This window comes from Nocardiopsis prasina DSM 43845 (assembly GCF_000341265.1).
GTDB classification, from domain to species: Bacteria; Actinomycetota; Actinomycetes; order Streptosporangiales; family Streptosporangiaceae; genus Nocardiopsis; species Nocardiopsis prasina.
In genome coordinates this window covers 1-17,787 of sequence record NZ_ANAE01000067.1, presented here as the reverse complement: position 1 = coordinate 17,787, position 17,787 = coordinate 1, and the positions used below count along the sequence as shown (strand labels likewise).

General features: G+C 70.3%; 21 protein-coding genes. 9 read left to right on the top strand and 12 right to left on the bottom strand.

Translation table 11 applies throughout. The features are described from left to right. On the bottom strand, nt 1–669 hold a 669-nt coding region (locus D452_RS27535), incomplete at its 3' end, for a UPF0182 family protein (RefSeq protein WP_275040702.1). A gap of 254 nt (nt 670–923) precedes the next feature. On the opposite strand from D452_RS27535, the gene D452_RS0101595 reads away from it, so the two are divergent. Next, complete coding sequence (locus tag D452_RS0101595) at nt 924–1,451, top strand: PPA1309 family protein (protein ID WP_233515773.1); 528 nt, start codon at nt 924–926, stop codon at nt 1,449–1,451. A gap of 258 nt (nt 1,452–1,709) precedes the next feature. Here D452_RS0101595 and D452_RS0101590 read toward each other — a convergent pair whose 3' ends face one another. Genes D452_RS0101590 through D452_RS0101580 form a run of 3 tightly spaced genes read right to left on the bottom strand, consistent with a single transcriptional unit; the run spans nt 1,710 to nt 4,350 of the window. After that, nucleotides 1,710–2,777: a YlbL family protein gene (locus D452_RS0101590; protein WP_017542407.1), complete on the bottom strand. Its 1,068-nt coding sequence runs from the start codon at nt 2,775–2,777 to the stop codon at nt 1,710–1,712. Between the two features lie 54 nt (nt 2,778–2,831). Then, entirely contained in the window at nt 2,832–3,269 is a 438-nt protein-coding gene (locus tag D452_RS0101585; protein ID WP_017542406.1) for a molybdenum cofactor biosynthesis protein MoaE, read from the bottom strand. A 25-nt stretch (nt 3,270–3,294) separates the two neighbouring features. Then, entirely contained in the window at nt 3,295–4,350 is a 1,056-nt protein-coding gene (locus D452_RS0101580) for an NAD-dependent epimerase/dehydratase family protein (RefSeq protein WP_026128880.1), read from the bottom strand. Between the two features lie 123 nt (nt 4,351–4,473). On the opposite strand from D452_RS0101580, the gene D452_RS0101575 reads away from it, so the two are divergent. The 3 genes from D452_RS0101575 (at nt 4,474) to D452_RS0101565 (ending at nt 6,974) form a co-directional block, all read left to right on the top strand. Continuing rightward, nucleotides 4,474–5,892 (top strand): zinc-dependent metalloprotease, encoded by a 1,419-nt coding sequence (locus D452_RS0101575; protein WP_026128879.1) that lies wholly within the window; start codon nt 4,474–4,476, stop codon nt 5,890–5,892. Further along, complete coding sequence (locus D452_RS0101570; RefSeq protein WP_017542403.1) at nt 5,893–6,459, top strand: NUDIX hydrolase; 567 nt, start codon at nt 5,893–5,895, stop codon at nt 6,457–6,459. It begins immediately after the preceding gene. A 143-nt stretch (nt 6,460–6,602) separates the two neighbouring features. Continuing rightward, a complete protein-coding gene (locus tag D452_RS0101565) occupies nt 6,603–6,974 on the top strand; it encodes a hypothetical protein (protein WP_017542402.1) in 372 nt (123 codons plus the stop codon). Between the two features lie 54 nt (nt 6,975–7,028). Here D452_RS0101565 and D452_RS0101560 read toward each other — a convergent pair whose 3' ends face one another. From D452_RS0101560 to D452_RS0101535, 6 genes are all read right to left on the bottom strand, one after another. Beyond that, complete coding sequence (locus D452_RS0101560) at nt 7,029–7,592, bottom strand: M48 metallopeptidase family protein (protein ID WP_026128878.1); 564 nt, start codon at nt 7,590–7,592, stop codon at nt 7,029–7,031. Nucleotides 7,593–7,864: 272 nt separating this feature from the next. Next, nucleotides 7,865–8,023 (bottom strand): hypothetical protein, encoded by a 159-nt coding sequence (locus D452_RS30790; protein ID WP_017542400.1) that lies wholly within the window; start codon nt 8,021–8,023, stop codon nt 7,865–7,867. Between the two features lie 39 nt (nt 8,024–8,062). Continuing rightward, nucleotides 8,063–8,341, bottom strand: a complete 279-nt coding sequence (locus tag D452_RS0101550) for a WhiB family transcriptional regulator (protein ID WP_017542399.1) — start codon at nt 8,339–8,341, stop codon at nt 8,063–8,065. 204 nt (nt 8,342–8,545) lie between these two features. Beyond that, the gene (locus D452_RS0101545) at nt 8,546–8,896 is read right to left on the bottom strand and encodes a hypothetical protein (protein ID WP_017542398.1); all 351 of its coding nucleotides are present in this window, start codon (nt 8,894–8,896) and stop codon (nt 8,546–8,548) included. A gap of 202 nt (nt 8,897–9,098) precedes the next feature. Then, nucleotides 9,099–9,986, bottom strand: coding sequence for an acyl-CoA thioesterase II (gene tesB / locus D452_RS0101540; protein ID WP_017542397.1), 888 nt, complete (start codon nt 9,984–9,986; stop codon nt 9,099–9,101). Next, nucleotides 9,979–12,084, bottom strand: coding sequence for an ATP-dependent DNA helicase UvrD2 (locus D452_RS0101535; RefSeq protein WP_017542396.1), 2,106 nt, complete (start codon nt 12,082–12,084; stop codon nt 9,979–9,981). The genes tesB and D452_RS0101535 overlap by 8 nt, the downstream gene beginning before the upstream one ends. A gap of 299 nt (nt 12,085–12,383) precedes the next feature. Here D452_RS0101535 and D452_RS0101530 point away from each other — a divergent pair, with 299 nt between their 5' ends. Continuing rightward, nucleotides 12,384–12,644 carry a mycoredoxin gene (locus D452_RS0101530; RefSeq protein ID WP_026128877.1) on the top strand — a complete coding sequence of 87 codons (261 nt, stop codon included), beginning with the start codon at nt 12,384–12,386 and terminating at the stop codon, nt 12,642–12,644. 142 nt (nt 12,645–12,786) lie between these two features. Beyond that, nucleotides 12,787–13,245, top strand: coding sequence for an ANTAR domain-containing response regulator (locus D452_RS0101525; RefSeq protein WP_051061231.1), 459 nt, complete (start codon nt 12,787–12,789; stop codon nt 13,243–13,245). A gap of 177 nt (nt 13,246–13,422) precedes the next feature. Here the strand turns inward: D452_RS0101525 and nudC are convergent, their stop codons facing one another. Together nudC and D452_RS0101515 are read right to left on the bottom strand one after the other, a co-directional pair. Further along, nucleotides 13,423–14,373: an NAD(+) diphosphatase gene (nudC, locus tag D452_RS0101520; RefSeq protein WP_017542393.1), complete on the bottom strand. Its 951-nt coding sequence runs from the start codon at nt 14,371–14,373 to the stop codon at nt 13,423–13,425. A 139-nt stretch (nt 14,374–14,512) separates the two neighbouring features. Next, nucleotides 14,513–15,895, bottom strand: a complete 1,383-nt coding sequence (locus tag D452_RS0101515; RefSeq protein WP_017542392.1) for a dipeptidase — start codon at nt 15,893–15,895, stop codon at nt 14,513–14,515. A 115-nt stretch (nt 15,896–16,010) separates the two neighbouring features. Between D452_RS0101515 and D452_RS0101510 the strand changes: the two genes are divergently transcribed. The 3 genes from D452_RS0101510 to D452_RS31180 all read left to right on the top strand — a co-directional run bounded on the left by D452_RS0101510 (nt 16,011) and on the right by D452_RS31180 (nt 17,686). Next, nucleotides 16,011–16,391, top strand: coding sequence for an ArsR/SmtB family transcription factor (locus D452_RS0101510; protein WP_051061230.1), 381 nt, complete (start codon nt 16,011–16,013; stop codon nt 16,389–16,391). A gap of 118 nt (nt 16,392–16,509) precedes the next feature. Continuing rightward, on the top strand, nt 16,510–16,920 hold the full coding sequence (locus D452_RS0101505) for an SRPBCC family protein (protein WP_239646305.1): 411 nt from the start codon (nt 16,510–16,512) through the stop codon (nt 16,918–16,920). 229 nt (nt 16,921–17,149) lie between these two features. Further along, nucleotides 17,150–17,686 carry an EF-hand domain-containing protein gene (locus D452_RS31180; RefSeq protein ID WP_017542389.1) on the top strand — a complete coding sequence of 179 codons (537 nt, stop codon included), beginning with the start codon at nt 17,150–17,152 and terminating at the stop codon, nt 17,684–17,686. Nucleotides 17,687–17,787 lie beyond the last annotated feature (101 nt).

Below are 17,787 nucleotides of genomic sequence, written 5' to 3'. Positions count from 1 at the left end.
GTAGCGGCCCAGCCAGTAGGAGCCCGCGCGCAGGAGCACGAACAGGCCCAGCAGCACCGACAGGTGCACGCGGGCGGCGGGGGTGGCGCGCTGCCCGGAGTCGTTCTGGAGGCGGACCCCGCCGTACAGGTAGTGCACGATCACGGCGGCGATGAACGCCAGGATGACGGCCGCGTACAGGTAGCCGAGCAGGATGCGCAGGAACGGGTAGGTGAACGCGAAGAACGCGATGTCCATGCCGAACTCGGGGTCACTCACCCCGAAGTCCACGCCGTTGACGAACTGGAGGTAGGAGCGCCAGTCACCGCTGGCGGCCGCGCCGGCCAGGAGCGCCAGGGCGCCGACGGCGATCCAGAAGAAGAGCTTGCGGTGCGGGTCGATGGACTGCCGGTAGCGGTCCAGGCCCTGCTGTTCCAGGCTCATCGGTCTGATACCGGGCCGGGCCCGGTAGGCGAAGAAGATGCTCGCGCCGACGATGACGGCCATCACGAGCGCCGCGACGGCGAAGAGCAGGACTCGGGTCCACAGCTCGGTCAGGAAGACCGAGGTGTAACCGACGGAACTGAACCACTTGTAGTCGGTCCAGAAGTTCGCGGCGAACATCAGTGCCGCGATGATGACGACCACGGTCGCCGCGACTGGCGCGAGCAACCTTGATCGGCGAGGCATACGCGCAGGTGGTGCGCCGGGCGATCGGAAGCTCACGCCTCCCCCTCGTTCTGGCTTGGTAGGTGCGTTGGTTGCGCGTGTGGCGCCTTCATTACAGAAAACTTAAACGGTGGCCGCCAGGTTCCCGAAATCGCCCTCCACCCGGTGACAAGGCTGCATCGTTGGGGTATCGGAGTCGCATCCGGAGGGCACGGTGCGACCCTACTGCCGCCGAACGGGCCCGGCGAGGTTCCCACATCGGCGACCATGGAAACGTGTCGAACATTCGCGAAGCAGTCATGGACCTGGAACGCCACGCCGCCGAGCAGGGGTGGGATCGCCCGTTGGGGCTGTACGCCCTGGTCCCCACCTCGGAGCTGCTGGCGGCGGAGCCCGCGCTGGCGGGTCTGCTGGGGATCGGCTCCCCGGCCGACCCCGACGAGCTGACCCCGGTCGAGCAGGAGGCGCTGTCTCCGGACGTGCCGCTGGAGGAGGCGCTGGGGCGCATCCTGTGGCCCGAGGGCGTGGCCGGGTGCGCGCTGGTCATGGAGCGCCTGGTGGTGAAGGGCTCGGACGAGACCCTGGCCGCCGGTGAGGACCCCTCCGCCTCCGGCAAGGAGACCGAGGAGATCCGCATGGTCGCGGGCGTACTGCGGGACGGTTCGCGGCACTGCGCCATGCGGATGCGCAGCCACGACACCGAGTCCGAGGTGCTCAACGGCCCGGACCTGATCCCGGCTCTGACCTCCGCGCTGGCGCTCACCCTCGACCTGGACGAGGAACTCCCCCAGAAGGAGAGCTGACCCCCACCCGTACGAAAGGACCCCCGGACCGCGCGGTCCGGGGGTCCTCTCATGCCCACATGTTCGCCTCAGCCCCAGGCGTGCTTCCTCTCTGTACGCCCCGGCCGCGGGGGTTGCCCGTTCGGTGCCGGAGAGGGTTCTGGAGGTGGTGAAGGTGGGATTGCGAGGAACGAGCCATCACACCGAAGACACCGAAGGTTCCTCTGCAAAGGCACCGAACACGCATCGAAGCGAAGCGGAGATGCAAAGAAAACACTGCTACTCGCAGCGGGGCAGTTCGCCCTCTCCGCCTCGGATGACGTCCAGCGCGTCCATGGCGTCGGTGAGGGTCTCGACCCGGACGACGTCGAGGTCGCCGTAGGCGGCGGACTGGGAGACCTGGGAGCAGCTGTCGGCGGCGACGAAGAAGTACTCGGCGCCGTCGCGCTTGGCGCTGACCATCTTCTGCGGGATGCCGCTGATCCCGCCGACCTGGCCGTCGGAGGAGATGGTGCCGGAACCGGCGATGCTGGCCCCGCCGGTGATGCTCTCCTCGCTGAGCCGGTCGATGATCCCGAGGGCGAACATCATGCCCGCGCTGGGGCCGCCGATCTCGCCCACGGAGATGGAGACGTCGACGGGGAAGTCCATGTCGTCGGCGATGAGGACGCCCACCGCGGCCGTGCCCTCGTCACCCTCGACGGTCTCCATCTCGACCTCGACCTCGTCGCCGTCGCGGTCCAGGACGAGCCCGACCGGTTCACCGGGGGCGCGGTCGCCCACCCGGTCCACCACGTAGGAGCTGCCCACGAGTTCCTCGGTGTCGGCTCCGCTGGTGTGCGTGGGGACCTTCTCGCCGTCCACCTCGATGATGCGGTCACCCGGCTCGACGACCCCGTCTGCGGGCATGTCCGGGACGGTGTCGGCGACCAGCGGGATCGCCTCGTAGTCGATGTTGAGCTGGTTGAGGGCCGCGGCGGTGGCGTCGGTCTGCGAGTCGTTCATCTGGAGGGACTGCCGCTCGGTGACCTCCTCGGGGGACCGCCCCGCGGGGAACAGGAGTTCCTCGGGCAGCACCGCCTGGCTCGGTGAGAGCCAGGCCGTCACGAGGGTGAAGAGGTTGAGCCGGTGGTCCGGGCCGCCCGCGTACTGGACGGTCACCATGGAGAGCGATCCGTCGTGCTCGTAGTTCTCGGCGCCCTCGACACCGATGACGGGCTCGCCGCCCTCCTGCTGTCCCAGGGTGTCCAGGGTGACGCCCGGGGCCGCGACGAGGTAGGGCATGGGCAGGAAGAGGCTGCCGTACCCGAGCCCGGCAAGCAGGACGAGAGCGGCTACAAGGGTCATGACACGACGAACCATGCTGACACCTTAGAGCCCTCCGGGACCTGGAGGGTGGACTCAGGGCGAGCCGACCCACTCCGTCCCGCCGTCCTCGAAGGCCTGGTTCTTCCAGATGGGCACCTGGGCCTTGAGGTCGTCGATGAGCCTGCGGCAGGCCGCGAAGGCCTCCTCGCGGTGGGCGGCGGAGGCCGCGACGACCACGGCGAGGTCCCCGATCTCCAGGTCCCCGACGCGGTGCGTGGCGGCCATCCGCACGACCGGTCGGCCCGGCGCCGTGGTGTCGTTCAGCACCTTCTCCATGACGACGCGCAGCTGCGCCTCCACGGAGGGGTGTGCCGAGTAGGACAGGGCCGAGACGTCGCGCCCGTGGTCGTGGTCGCGCACGGTACCGATGAAGACGGCGGTGCCGCCCGCCCTGGGATCGGACACGGCCGCCAGGACCTCGTCGACGGACAGGGGCGTGTCGCGTACGGCCGCGAGAGTGATCTGTTCCACCTGGAAACCGTATCAAGCGGTCGGATCAGGACTTCCCGCGCTTGCGCAGGTGGCGGATGGCNGGCCCCCCCCCCGCCGCTCCGGCCGCACCGGCGGCCGTGATGGTGACCTCCTTGCGGCCGAGGCTGCGTCCGGCGATCGCGTGCTTGCCGCTCTTGGACTCCAGCAGGACGGCCAGCGCGGACTCGTTGTCGTGGGCGGGCTTCCACCCGGCCTCACGCAGGGACGCGCCGTCCACCACGCACGGGTAGACGAGGAACTTGATCTCACCTGCGGCGGCCGGGGTGATGCGGGCCTGGTGCAGGCGGCGGACGGCCCCGAAGGCGAGGTTGGCGGGGACCTCGAAGTGCTTCATCCCGGCGATCTCCTCCACCTCCCCCTGGGTGAGGGAGCCCTCGCTGCCCACGGCGACCACACCGTCGGTACCGGTCACTTCGTGCAGGGCGCAGTAGGCGAGCGCGGAGGCGAGGTCGTCCTCGTGGCAGAACTGCCAGTGCTGTTCGTGGCCCTTGACGGTGAGGAGCCGGGGCGCCGAGAAGTGGCGGCTGAGGAGGGTGTCCAGTTCGGGGCCGACGAGCGGCGCCGGTCGCACGACGGTGACGCTCAGGCCCGGGTGGGCCCGGCGGGCGCGTTCGGCCAGTTCCTCGACCTCGGCGAAGTCGCCCATGAGCCCCTCGCTGTTGTCCGAGACGCGGGTGGCGTTCTCGGGCAGCGGCACCGGGTTGTCGGGGGCGGCGCCGTAGACCATGGTGCTGGTGATGAGCAGGACACGGGGGACGCCCGACGCGGCGGCGGCCGTCAGCACGGTCTGCGCGGCCCGGATGTTGTGGGCCCGGCGCGAGGACGGCCGGGTCTCCAGGGAGCGGTCGTCCGCGGTGTGCACGAGCACGTCGATCCCGTGCAGGCGCGACACCAGCCCGGGGTCCTGGACGTCGGCGATACGCCAGGTCACGCCGCGCAGGTCGGCGAACTCGTCGTCGATCGCCACGACCTCACGAGCGGAGATGGAACCTTCTGGCGTGGCCAGGCGTTGCACGAGGAGTCGGCCCACTCCGGAGGCGGCACCGGTGACCGCCACCACCATGCCCGCCCTATCCGAGGGGCTGTGCTGTGGGCGAACCTGGCTGCTTTCGGTATTCACTCCGGGCGACTCCCAGCTAACGTGACAGTGGAGACCAAACCTAATCCTGCCTGAGGTCTGATTGTGAGCGACCTGCCTTTCGGTTTCAGCATGCCGAACGATCCCGATGACGAGTCCGGACGCCGTTCAGGCGACTCCGGCTCGGGTGCCGGCAGCGGCGGCCCGGGCGGGGGGAACCCCGGAATGCCGGACGGATTCCCGTTCGGCGACCCGCAACAGATGGCCAACATGCTCCGCCAGTTCGCGGACATGATGTCGTCCCAGCCCGCCCCCGGTGCGCCGGAGGCCGGCCAGACGTCCTCGACGTCCGGCATCAACTGGGACATGGCCAAGAACATCGCGCGGCACGCGGTGTCCCAGAAGGGGGACCCGAGTGTGCCGCCCGCCGACTACGCACGGATCGAGGAGGCGCTGCGCCTCGCCGACCTGTGGCTCGACCAGGCTACCGACCTGCCCTCGGGGATCCAGACCGCCCAGGCCTGGAGCCGGTCGGAGTGGATCGAGAAGACGATGGACTCGTGGGCGCAGCTGTGCGACCCGCTGACCGCCAAGACGGTCCAGGCCATGGGGCAGAACCTCCCTGAGGAGATGGCTTCCATGGCCGGTCCGCTGCTGGGGATGATCCAGCAGATGGGCGGCATGATGGTCGGCCAGCAGGCCGGTCAGGCCATCGGTGAGCTCGCCCAGGAAGTGATCGGAACCACCGACATCGGTCTTCCGCTCGCCGGTGAGGGCAACGCCGCGCTGCTGCCCTCGGGGGTGGCCCGCTTCAGCGAGGGCCTCGAGATCCCCGAGGACGAGGTGCGCCTCTACCTCGCCGCGCGCGAGGCGGCCGTGCACCGGCTGTACGCGCACGTGCCGTGGCTGCGTTCCCACGTGTCGCGGCTGGTCGAGGAGTACGCGGCCGGGATGTCGTTCGACGTCAGCGGCCTGGAGGACAAGCTCGGCGAAGTCGACCTCTCCAACCCCGAGGCGCTCCAGGAGGCCCTGTCCGGCGGCATGGGCACCGAAGGGCTGCTCCAGCCGGAGGACACCCCGCAGCAGAAGGCCGCGCTGAAGCGCCTGGAGACCACCCTCGCCCTGATCGAGGGCTGGGTGGCGACCGTGGTGTCCTCGGCGGTGTCCGAGCGGCTGCCGCAGTCCGGCGCGCTCGCGGAGACCACCCGGCGCCGCCGCGCCACCGGTGGACCGGCCGAGCACACCTTCGCCGCCCTGGTCGGCCTGGAGCTGCGCCCGCGCCGTCTGCGTGAGGCGGGGGCGCTGTGGGCCGCGCTGGAGGAGGCCCGGGGCGTGGAGGGCCGGGACGCCGTGTGGCACCACCCGGACCTGATGCCCACCGCCGAGGACCTGGACGACCCGGACGCGTTCGTGAACGGACGCGGCGAGTTCGAGGGCACGGACTTCGACATCTCGTCGCTGACCGACCCGGACGGCTCCGAGCGGCCACGGCCCGGCGACAACGACGACGAGGACGGCAAGTAGGTGGGTCTGCACTCCGACGCGCGCTCGGTGCTGGACGCGTGGACCGCGCCCGACTCCGGGCAGGAGGAGCTGCGCCGCTCCTACATCGACCACCTCGACGCCCACGGCGACGCCATGTGGCGCTCGTGCCTGCCCGGGCACCTGACCGCGAGTTCGGCGATCGTGTCCGACGACGGTTCCCGGGTGGCGCTGGTGCTGCACCGGGTCCACCGGATGTGGTTGCAGACCGGTGGTCACTGCGAGTCCGAGGACGCCACCCTGGGCGGCGCCGCCATGCGGGAGGCCACCGAGGAGTCCGGGATCAGGGGTCTGACCCTGCTGCCGGAGCCGGTGCGGCTGGATCGCCACGCGGTGCCGTGCGGCGGGGGCAGCTTCCACCTGGACGTGCAGTACGCGGCGGTGGCCCCGGCCGACGCCGTGCTGGTGCGCGACCCGGACGAGTCCGCCGGGCTGGACTGGTTCCCGGTGGGCGACCTTCCCGAGCCCAGTGACGACTCCGTCCGGGCCCTGGTCGACGCCGCCGTCCTCGCGGTCCGCGCGCACCGGCGGACCACCGCCACGAACTGAACCGCGCCGAGGAGGCCCGCCCGGAGAAGGCTCCGGACGGGCCTCCTTCGTGGGTACCGAGTCCGATGACGGCCGACCGGTCGTGGACGCCACAACGAGACGGGGAAGACCATGAACCACCGGCGCGCTGCGAGGCGTTCGCAGTGTCACTGATCACCGTGCTGGGGCTCCTGGGCGGGCTGGTCCTGGTCGTGATGGCCAAACGGGCCCGCAAGGCCGCCGAGCGGCTCCTCGCCGACGAACGCTCGGGGCTGGTGGGGCCGCGTGAGGTCGCACGCGCCCGAGTGGAGCAGAAGCGGCGGTCGCTGCGGCTGGGCCAGTTGGTCTGCGGGTTCATGGGAGTGCTGCTGGTGGCGGTCCTGGGGCGGGCCGCTGTCTCCGGCGCGTGGGGCGGGACCACCCTCTACTACGCCGCCGTGTTCGGGGTGCTGCTCGTGGTGGGCGCCCTCGTCCTGGTGCGCGTCGCGGCCGAGGTCAGGGCCGCCGAGCAGGAACTCGACGCGTCGGGCGGCTGAGCGGTCGGGAACCGCCTGGGAGTCCCGAGCCGCTGCGGCACGGAAGCAGGACCGCTACTCCTCGAAGGCGACCTCGTCGGGTTCGAGGGCCTCGGAGGGCTCCCCGTGGTCGCAGTCCGAGCGGCTGCCCGCGCTGAACCCCTCCAGGTAGCCGCGGGCGCGGTCAGCCTTGGGGTAACGCCGGACCAGCTCCCAGAAGTCGCGGCCGTGATGCGGGATGCGCAGGTGCGCGAGCTCGTGGACGAGGACGTAGTCGACCACCCAGGAGGGCATCCCCGCGACGCGGCGGGAGATGCGAATGGTACGGGTGTCCGGGGTGCACGAACCCCAGCGGGAGTTCTGGTTGTCGACCCAGCGGACGCTGTGGGGCAGGTGCGTCCCGTCCAGGTAGCGTTCGGCCAGTTCCTCCGCGCGTTCCTGGAGCTCCCGGTCACCGGGGTGCCTCCGACCCTCGCGGGCCTGGAGCTTTTGCAGCATCTGGTTCACCCAGCGCTTTTCCTCTGCGCGGGAGAACGTCGCGGGCACGAGGACGACCGTGGTGTCCCCGTCCCTGTAGGCCGACACGGTGCGGCGGCGACGAGGACTGCGTCGTACCTCGACTTTGGTGTTCGAGGGCACAATGTTTACGGTATCCGAGGGAGGCCCTCACGAACAGGTGTGGGTTGTCCTGATATGTGATTTCTTTCGCGCCGTGTCCGGCCCGGGCGATCGGGGGGCGAAACGGGGTCCCGTCACGGATTCCCCTCTGACCAGGGGGCTTCAGGCCTGGTGAGACGGCACATACCCGGGCTGGATTCGGGGGCCGCAGGTGGTTTTGGTTACACAAACGAGACCGAACGGCGCGCTCCTCGCGCCCTTCGGCCTCGCCTGTTCACTCACCTGTCAGTCCGTCAACACAGCCGTGACCACGCGATTTCCATGATCGCCTGCTCCGCACGACGCTCCTCGCGCTGACGGGCGCGCAGCTGTCGCGCTCCCAGACGTCTGATCTGACGCTCGCGCGGCTCCTCGTCGGCCCGCTCCACCATCTGCATGAGTTCCTGCATCATCGTTTCGAGTCCTTCGGTTTCGTTGGTTCTTGGGGTGATTCAGGCCGCTACCGGGGCGGGGTTCTTGCGGGGACGGCCACGCGGACGCTTGCGCGCCACGACCTGACCGGAGACGAGCAGCTGCCCGCCCCAGACACCCCACGGCTCACGCCGTTCGAGTGCGTCCGCCAGGCACTGCTCCCTGATGGGGCAGGAACCGCAGATCGCCTTGGCCGCCTCGACCTCCGCGGGGGACTCCGCGAAGAACAGGTCCGGCTCCATACGGCAGGGGATTTCGACCTCGCCCAGCTGGGGCGCTTCCAGGACCGACGCGAGCATCGGTGCCCTCCAAGATCTTTGATCGTTCGTACAACGCGGTCGGTGTTCAGTCACCGGAACGGGTCCGGTGAGGGACTCGGACTTGCGATGCCGCCGCCTTCTCCCTCGTCCCTGGGGGACGGAGAGCCAACGGAGATACAAAGAAAGCCGCGGCCCCTGTGTCGGGGTCCGCGGCCACGGTCGAGGATCTCGGCCTGTGCTGCTCTAGGCCGGAATCTTCCGTGGACACTCCCCCGATGCGCCATAGCGCGGGGTTTCGTGCGATGCCTCGATGACGCCACCGGTGAACTTGCCGCGATCAAGGGCAGGCTCGGACTCGTGGCGCGGTTCGCCGACGACACCGGATCCGGACACACCGGTCCCCTGGAGCACGGAGCCAGATCCAATGAGCTGGACCATGCCGAGGGCCTGGATGCCGTTCTGGGCGCGCAGGCGACCGCCGATGGTGCTACCGCTCAGGCCGATGCCCGACACGACTCCTGTCGGGAACGGACGCCAAGCAGCCTCGGAAGCGAGGGTCGACGAGGTCATCGTGTTCATCTCCGTGGTGGTCATTTGATCGGGCACCTCCTTCGAAGTCGGGTACAGGGTCTCGCACCTGTACCGAGAGCGGTTGGTTCGACGAGTACACACTACGGGCCGCTCACAAAGATCGGCAACCCATTTTTGACCTGGGAAAACGGCCGCATCCAGCCAGAACCTGACGGGAATGGCGAAGGGCCCGGGAGCGTTGCTCCCGGGCCCTTCGTGAACTCCTTCAGGACCAGCCCTCCGCGTCCACGACGCGGATCATGCCCTCCTGCACCACGGAGCAGACGAGATGTCCGTCACGGGTGTAGACCAGGCCACGTGCCAGCCCCCGGGCGCCCTGGGCGGTCGGCGACTCCTGCGCGTACAGCAGCCACTCGTCGGCGCGGAACGGCCGGTGGAACCACATCGCGTGGTCGAGGCTGGCCATGGCTATGCCCGCGAACGACCTCCCGTGCCGCAGCAGCACCGTGTCCAGCAGGGTCATGTCCGAGGCGTACGTCATGAGGCACACCTGGGTGAGGCGGTCGTCCGGCAGTTCGCCGTCCACCTTGAACCACACCGGGTTGGTGGCCGTGCGCAGCTCGGGGTCGCGTTCGGCCTCGAACGACATCGCGCCCACCGGACGCATCTCGATGGGGTGCCACTGCACGAAGTTGGGCACCTTCCCGAACGCCTCGCGCAGCCGTTCCCGGGTGCTGAGCAGGTCCTCGGGCGGAGGCACGTCCGGCATGGGGGTCTGGTGGTCCAGCCCGGGCTCCTCCTTGTGGAAGGAGGCCGAGAGCGTGAAGATCGGCTTGCCGTGCTGGACGGCCACGACACGGCGGGTGGTGAACGAACGCCCGTCGCGGACCCGGTCGACCTCGTACACGATCGGCACGGTCGGGTCTCCGGGCCGTATGAAGTAGGCGTGCAGGGAGTGCACGTAACGTTCGGCGGGCACGGTCCGGCCCGCCGCCACGAGCGCCTGACCGGCGACCAGACCGCCGAAGACCCGCTGCGGTCCCTCCGCCGGGCTGATCCCCCGGAAGATGTTGACCTCGATCCGCTCCAGATCCAGGACCCTCAGCAGGTCGGTCAGCGACTGGCCCCTGAGTTCGGCGTCGTGTTCACTCATCCTCGTCCTCTCCGTCACCGGCCTCCCCCGCCGGTTCCCTCCCCGCGACCAGCGCGAGCACCGCCTCACCGTAACGGTCCAGCTTGGTCGGACCCACCCCGGACACCGCCGTGAGCTGGGAGACGCTGGAGGGTTCCTGCTCGGCGATGGCCAGAAGGGTGGCGTCCGTGAAGATCACGTAGGCGGGCACCTTCTGCTCCTGGCTGGTGCGCTTGCGCCAGTCGCGCAGCCGCTCCAGGAGTGCCTCGTCGTAGGTGGAGGGGCAGTCGAGACAGCGGCCCAGCTTGCGTTCGGTGGCGTCGGAGACCACGTTGGAGCAGACCCGGCAGCGCACCACACCGCCCTTGCGGCGCTCGCGGCGGTTGGCGGTGGACGGCGAGGCGGGACGGAGTCCGTCGAGGAAGCGGGAGGGCTTGCGGCTCTTGCGGCCGCCCGGGGAGCGCGAGAGCGACCACGACAAGGCCAGGTGTTCGCGTGCGCGGGTGACGCCCACGTAGAAGAGCCTGCGCTCCTCCTCGACCTGTTCGTCGGTCTCGGCGTAGATGATCGGGATCATGCCCTCGGTGAGGCCCACGAGGAAGACGGCGTCCCACTCCAGCCCCTTGGCGGAGTGCAGGGAGGCGATGGTCACGCCCTCGAACCCGGGGGCGTGCTCGGTGGCCATGCGCGTCTCCAGCTCCTCGACGAACGCGCCCATGGTGGCGGCGCGTCCGTCGGGGCCGGGTGTGGCCGCCATGTCCTCGGCGAGCTGGGCGAGCGCGGACAGCGACTCCCAGCGCTCCCGGGCCTGGCGGCCCTCGGGGGCGCTGTCGGTGAGTCCCATCTGGGAGAGCAGACTCCGCACCGTCGCGACGAGGGGTTCGGCCACCTCGTCGGCGGCGCCGTGCCGGGCTCCGCGCAGCGTGTGCACGGCCTGCTTGATCTCGGGGCGCTCGAAGAAGCGGGTGGTGCCGCGCACCGTGAACGGGACGCCCTCGTCCGCCAGCGCCTGCTCGTAGGAGGCCGACTGGGAGTTGGTGCGCACCAGCACCGCGATCTGGCTGGCCGGGGTGCCGTCCTCCAGGAGGACGCTGATCTTGCGGGCGACCCCGGTGGCCTCGGCGGGCTCGTCGTCGTACTCCTGGTACAGCGGGTCCGGCCCGTCGGGGCGCTGTGCCTGGAGGGTGAGGTGGTTGGCGGAGGTGGTGTCCCGGGCCTGCGCGATGACGTGGTTGGCCACCCTCACCACCTGGGGAGTGGAGCGGTAGTCGCGGACCAGCCGGACGACGGTGGCGTGCGGGTAGCGGTTGGCGAACCCGGTGAGGTAGCTGGGGGTGGCCCCCGCGAACGAGTAGATGGTCTGGCTGGGGTCGCCGACCACGCACAGGTCGTCGCGGTCGCCCAGCCAGGCGTCCAGGAGGAGCTTCTGGAGCGGGTTGACGTCCTGGAACTCGTCCACGACGAAGTACCGGTACTGGTCGCGGACCCGCTGGGCGATGGCCGGGTACTCGGTGATCATCCCGGCGGTGAGTTCGAGCATGGACTCGAAGTCGAGGAGGTTGTGCTCACGGCACAGCTCCTCGTAGGCCTCGAAGACCCTGGCGACCTCACCGGCGTTCATCGGGGCCTGCCGCCCCGCCTTGGCCACGGCCTTGTCGTAGTCGCTGGGCCGCACCTGGGTGACCTTCGCCCACTCGATCTCGCTGGCGAGGTCGCGCAGCCCGAGCCGGTCCGGCTGCTGTCCCACCGAGTTGGCAGCGCGCGCCACCACGGAGAGCTTGCTGTCGATGAGCTTGGGCTTCTCCCCGCCGATCACCTGCGGCCAGAAGAACCCGAGCTGGCGCAGGGCGGCGGCGTGGAAGGTGCGGGCCTGGACCCGGGGGGCGCCCAGGGAGCGGAGCCGACCGCGCATCTCCCCGGCGGCGCGGGCGGTGAAGGTGACCGCGAGGATCTGCTGTTCGGAGACGACCCCGCCGGCGACGGCGTGCGCGATCCGGTGGGTGATGGCCCTGGTCTTCCCCGTCCCGGCACCGGCGAGGATGCACACGGGTCCGCGCAGGGCGCGCGCCGCCTCGGTCTGTTCCGGGTCCAGTCCCTCCAGGACGCGGTCGGGGTCCATGGTGCTCCTGAATCTGGTTGGGGAGGCTGCGTCCGCCGGGGCGGCTGACTCGCCGTGGGCGCACAGTCTCTCAAGTATCGGTCGTCACCGGGAGCGGATGGGCCGGGTGCGGGTGTCGGCCGCGGCACCGATCCCGCGAGCTGCGGGAACAGTCCGGGCCACACATTCCAGAACCAGGAGGCCCTGTGAGGCGTCCCACGTTGTGTCGCACGGTCATGGGAAGCGGCGGGACCCCCTTGGTGTTGGAATGGGGGTACCGATCCCCAAACATGACCGTCGACCAGGAAGACGTGAGCGAGATGACGAGTACGGGCACCGAACGATTCACGATGTACAGCACCCCCTGGTGCGGGTACTGCAAGCGCCTCAAGAGCCAGCTCTCCCGTGAGGGCATCGCGGTGCGCGAGGTGAACATCGAGGAGAATCCGGAGGCCGCGGAGTACGTCATGAAGGTCAACAACGGGAACCAGACGGTCCCGACGGTGGTCTTCAGCGACGAGACCGCGATGACCAACCCGTCGCTCGCTCAGGTGAAGAAGAAGTTGGCCGAGCTGTCCTGAGGACGAACGGCGCGGGCCGCCCTGGTGCGGTCCGCGCGGCGGGACCCCCTCCCCCAGGGGGCGGACACCCCCGAGTTCCGTACGGCGGCGAGGTCGGCACCGTAGCGCGGACGATGACGGGGAGTGTTGAGTGGGGGACGATATGAGGCCTCATGACATAGCGGTCACCGACACGGTGACCGTCGAAGTGGTACGACGCACCCCGAGCGGGTGGCGCGTGGGCACCGAGCAGCACGGGCACGAGGCGCCTGACCTGGTCAGCGCCATGGTCCTGGCGGATCTCCTCACCTCCGAGGCGGGAACCGGGCGTCCTCGCACGCAGGCGCCCGGACGGGCCCCGGAGGGGGCTTCCGAGGTGGAACGGCTGCGGCACACGATCACGCAGCTGGAGCACGCGCTGCACTCGCGGGTCGTGGTGGAGCAGGCCATCGGGGTCCTGGCGGAGCGGCACACGATGCCGCCTCGCGAGGCGTTCGAAAGACTGCGCTCCTCGGCCAGGTCGCGTGGCAGGAAGGTCGCCGACCTGGCCCAGGACGTGGTGGACAGCAGCACGAGTCCGCTGACCGTCCTTCCGGACGAGCTGACCACGGGGTCCGGTTGAACGTTTCCGGGTGAATCGGCCCGGGTGGACGGGTCCCGGCGGAACGGGACCCGAGTGTGTGTGCCGCGGGCGTCCGGCGCGGGGGGACGGACGGCCCGCGGTTCCGGTCCGCTCCGCGGGCGGCGGACTATGGCGCCCGGGGGCCGGTGGGGGCGGTGGCGGTCACGTCCCCGCTGTTCACCAGCCTCCGGGAAGCTCCGCTCCGTACCAGTGCTCGATCAGCGTGCGGGCGATGGACACCCGTCCGGGGAGGCTGACCTCCTCCGCGTGCACGGCCTCGGCCAGTGCGGCCCGGCTGAACCAGCGGGTCTCGGCGATCTCGTCGTCGGTGCGCTCGGTCTCCCCCACGGCGCGCGCGGTGTAGCCCATCATGAGGCTCCGCGGAAACGGCCACGGCTGCGAGGACACGTAGCGGGGCGACTCGACGACCACGCCCGCCTCCTCCGCGACCTCGCGGATCACCGCCTGTTCGAGGGACTCCCCGGCGTCGACGAACCCGGCCAGCACGGAGAAGCGGCGGGCGTCCCAGTGGGGGTTGTTGCCGAGCAGGCACTCCTCCTGGCCGTCGCGTTCGCGGTGCACCAGCATGATCACGGCCGGGTCCATGCGGGGGAACTGCTCGGTTCCCTCCTCCTCGCAGACGCGGACGTGTCCCGCCTTCTCGATGCGCGTGCGGGAGCCGCATCGGGGGCAGAAGCCGTGGCTGGCGTTCCAGTTGGCGAGGGCGATCGCTCGGGTGAGCAGGCCGGTGTCGTGGTCGCTGAGGATCGCGCCGACCTCCCGCAGTGACGCGGGTTCGGCCACGGGGTTGGGCTCCAGCTCCTGGTGGGAGCGCACGGCGAAGTAGGCGCGGTCTCCGTCGCTGCCCAGGAGGTAGCGCTCGCCCGGCGGCGCGTGGTGGGGGTCGGTCAGGACCAGTTCCCGGGTCTGCCCGGTGGTGACCAGGACGCGGGACTGCTTGGCCATGAGCGCCTGCCAGCCGTAGCTGCCGGGTTCACCGCCCTCCAGTACCAGGACCCGGGTGCGGGCGTCGGCCCAGGCTGCGGCCAGCCAGGCGTCGTCGCCCCGGCGGTGTCCGGCGGGGTCGACGGTCGATCGGGCGAGCAGGGGTGTGGCTTCGGTTTCCATGGGACCTTCCGACGTGGTGGTCATCCACCAGGTGTAACGCCTTCCGGGGTCCCGTGCACTCCCGTTGGGCAAACACGCGCGGCCGCCGCCCTGGCTGCGGCGGCCGCGAACGGCGGGCGCGGAACCGCCGCGTACGGGCTCAGGCGTCCCTGGCGGCGCCGAGCTCCTCCCACAGGTACGCGGCGCTCTCGGCGCCCTTCAGCAGGAGGGGCGTCTCGACCTTCTCGTTGGGGGCGTGGATGCGGTCCTCGTTGAGGCCCACGGCCAAGAACACCAGCGGCGCCTCGAGGATGTCGGCGATGTCGGCCTCGGGGCCGCTGCCGCCCTCACGGGTGAACAGGACCTCCTTGCCGAAGGCGCGTCCCATGGCGGAGCGGGCGGCTTTCAGGGCGGTGGAGGAGAGGTCGGAGGCGCAGGCGCGCACGCCGGGGCCGCCGAACTCCAGCTCGGCGCGGACGCCCTCGGGAGTGGCGGCCTCCACGTAGGCGCGGACGCGGTCCTGGATCTCCAGGGGCTCCTGCCCGGGGACGAGTCGGAAGCTGATCTTGGCGTGGGCGGAGCGGGGGACGATGGTCTTGCCGCCAGCGCCGGTGTGGCCGCCCCACATGCCGTTGATCTCGGCGGTGGGCCGGAGCCAGACGCGCTCCAGGGTGCTGTACCCCTTCTCGCCGCGCGCGGCGGTGGAGGCGGCGGTGGCGAGCCACTCCTGCTCGTCGAAGGGCAGGCGGGCGATGAGTTCGCGCTCCTCCGCGCTGGCCTCGACGACACCGTCGTAGAAGCCGGGAACGGCGACGCGGTTGTCGGCGTCGTGCAGTCCCGAGAGCAGGTCGCTCATGATCTTGAGCGGGTTGGGGACGGCTCCGCCGAAGGAGCCGCTGTGGAGGTCGCGCTCGGGGCCGTGCAGGCTGATCTCAACGTCGGTGACGCCGCGCATGCCCACGCACATGGAGGGGGTGTCCGGGGCCCACATGGTGGTGTCGGAGATGACGGCGACGTCGCAGGCCAGGCGCTCGCGGTTGGCCTTCATGAGGTCGGCGAAGTGGACGGAGCCGGACTCCTCCTCACCCTCGACGAGGAGCTTGATGGTGACCGGCGGGGCCTGTTCGCCGGAGGCGGCGAGGGCCGCGCTCACGCCGAGGGCGTGGAAGAGGACCTGGCCCTTGTCGTCGGAGGCGCCGCGCGCGTACAGGGAGGTACCGCGTTCGGTGGGGACGAAGGGCTCGGTCTCCCACTCGTCGAGGGGGTCGACCGGCTGCACGTCGTGGTGGCCGTAGACGAGCACGGTGGGCGCGGCCGGGTCGGCGGCTGGCCACTCCGCGAACACGGCGGGCAGGCCGGGGGTCTCCCAGACCTCCACAGTGGGGAACCCGGTGGAGGTGAGGTGGTCGGCCAGCCAGCGGGCCGAACGGCGCACGTCGTCGTGGCGCTCGGGGTCCGCGGAGATCGAGGGGATCGCCAGCCACTCCTTGAGGGAGGTGAGGAACTCGTCCCGGTGGGCCTCGATGTAGGCGCGTGCGTCCATCAGTCGTCCTTCTCCTAGACGTCGTTGTCAGGTTCGACCTTAGAACCTGGACAAACAGGACTTGACCTCGTCACCCCTTGTCGCCGGAGCGGAGTGCGAACTACTCTGAAACCACATGGTTGTACACAGTGCGTCCAACGAGGACGAGCGCGTGAACCTGGTGTTCCACGCCCTGTCGGACGCCACGCGCCGCGACATCCTCCACCGTTCGGTGGAGGGGGGACTGTCGGTGACGCGGTTGGCCGACGACTACCCGATGAGCTTCGCGGCGGTGCAGAAGCACGTCGCGGTGCTGGAGAGAGCCGGTCTGGTCACCAAGCACCGGCGAGGCAGGGAACAGCTCGTGCGCACCGAACCCGACGCCCTGCGCCGGGCCCGCGCGGCCCTCGACCGGATCGAGGAGCTGTGGATCGGGCGTATGGACCGCATGGCCCTGCTGGTCACCGAGGCCCCCGGGACGGGGCGCCTCGACGAGGCCGAGGCTCCCGGGGCGTAGCACGCGAACCGGCGAGGCGCGGGGAACCATCACGAAGGGAACCACCGATGGGGTCACCAGTGTTGACAAGGACTTCGAGAACCTGACCCTCACGGTCACCTGCGACCTGCCCTCCACCGTGGAGCGGACCTGGGAGCTATGGTCGGACCCGCGCCAGCTGGAGCGCTGGTGGGGGCCGCCGACCTACCCGGCGACGGTGGTCCGGCACGAGCTCACGCCCGGGGGCGCCGTCACCTACTTCATGACCGGCCCCGAGGGCGACCAGCACCACGGCTGGTGGCTGATCGAGAGGGTGGACGCTCCGCGTTCGCTCGAATTCACGGACGGTTTCGGGGAGACCCCGGGCGACCCCGGGGACATGCCGGCGGGCACCATGCGGCTGGACGTCGAGGAGCACGGCGACGGTTCACGGATGACCCTGCGCACCACGTTCCCGACCCATGAGGCGATGGAGCAGATGCTCAACATGGGCATGGCCGAGGGCATGCAGGAGGCCATGGGCCAGATCGAGTCCGTCCTCACCTCCTGACCGACCGAACCAGATCAGGGACCAGGGACGCCCCCGTACCGCGACGTCGGTTACGGGGGCGTCCGCTCGTCTCGGCTGGGTCGGCCACCCCAGCCCCCCGGGGTGCGATTCGCGTGCCTTTGTCCCCCACCAGCGCGAACACCCCGGCGAACAGGGAACCTTTTGCTCCGGCCGGGACTCTGACGTCACGGGGAGGGAGAGGCCCGCCCCATTCGCACAGGAGGCCCCCGTGAGCAACGACCCGCAGATCGCCGCCAGGTTCGGAGATCTCTTCGACGCACTGGACACCAACCGGGACCAGGCCGTGACCTGGGTCGACTACCAGAGGCTCGTGAACCGGTACCTGTCCGGCTACGGCCTGGATGGGTCGGAGCCCCAGGCCCTGGCGGTCCAGGAGGCGTACGAGTCCCTGTGGGGCATGCTGGTGCGGACCTCCGCCGAGGTGCGCCTGGACCGGGACCAGTTCGTGGCCGCCATGCAGGAGGCGTCGGAGGACCGGAGTCGGTCGAACACGGCCGAGGCCGTCGCGGAGGCCGTCTTCGACCTGCTGGACGGGGATGGCGACGGCACCATCAGCCAGGGCGAATTCCTCGTGTATGCCAAGGCCCTGGGCGCCCGGGAGGACGATGCCCGTGAGCGGTTCGCGCACGTGGACACCGACGGGGACGGCGTCATGAGCCGTGAGGAGTTCGTGCTGTCGGCCCGGCAGTTCCTGTTCGGCGACGACATCGACTCCCCCGGGGGCTTCGTCTTCGGCGTGGTCTAGTTCGCTGGCGGGGATGTGCCCCGGTCAGGGAATCCACGTCCCTCTGACCTGGCCGGGGCACGCGATGGCGTTCGGGGCACCCGGTCACACCTATGAAGCGT

What these genes read in the sequence shown, in the direction of transcription:
- D452_RS0101590 (WP_017542407.1), bottom strand. Translation starts at nt 2,777, where the DNA reads ATGACCCTTGTAGCCGCTCTCGTCCTGCTTGCCGGGCTCGGGTACGGC.
- D452_RS30790 (WP_017542400.1), bottom strand. Translation starts at nt 8,023, where the DNA reads ATGATGCAGGAACTCATGCAGATGGTGGAGCGGGCCGACGAGGAGCCG.
- D452_RS0101550 (WP_017542399.1), bottom strand. Translation starts at nt 8,341, where the DNA reads ATGCTCGCGTCGGTCCTGGAAGCGCCCCAGCTGGGCGAGGTCGAAATC.
- D452_RS0101545 (WP_017542398.1), bottom strand. Translation starts at nt 8,896, where the DNA reads ATGACCACCACGGAGATGAACACGATGACCTCGTCGACCCTCGCTTCC.
- tesB (WP_017542397.1), bottom strand. Translation starts at nt 9,986, where the DNA reads ATGAGTGAACACGACGCCGAACTCAGGGGCCAGTCGCTGACCGACCTG.
- D452_RS0101535 (WP_017542396.1), bottom strand. Translation starts at nt 12,084, where the DNA reads ATGGACCCCGACCGCGTCCTGGAGGGACTGGACCCGGAACAGACCGAG.
- D452_RS0101530 (WP_026128877.1), top strand. Translation starts at nt 12,384, where the DNA reads ATGACGAGTACGGGCACCGAACGATTCACGATGTACAGCACCCCCTGG.
- D452_RS0101525 (WP_051061231.1), top strand. Translation starts at nt 12,787, where the DNA reads ATGAGGCCTCATGACATAGCGGTCACCGACACGGTGACCGTCGAAGTG.
- nudC (WP_017542393.1), bottom strand. Translation starts at nt 14,373, where the DNA reads ATGGAAACCGAAGCCACACCCCTGCTCGCCCGATCGACCGTCGACCCC.
- D452_RS0101515 (WP_017542392.1), bottom strand. Translation starts at nt 15,895, where the DNA reads ATGGACGCACGCGCCTACATCGAGGCCCACCGGGACGAGTTCCTCACC.
- D452_RS0101510 (WP_051061230.1), top strand. Translation starts at nt 16,011, where the DNA reads ATGGTTGTACACAGTGCGTCCAACGAGGACGAGCGCGTGAACCTGGTG.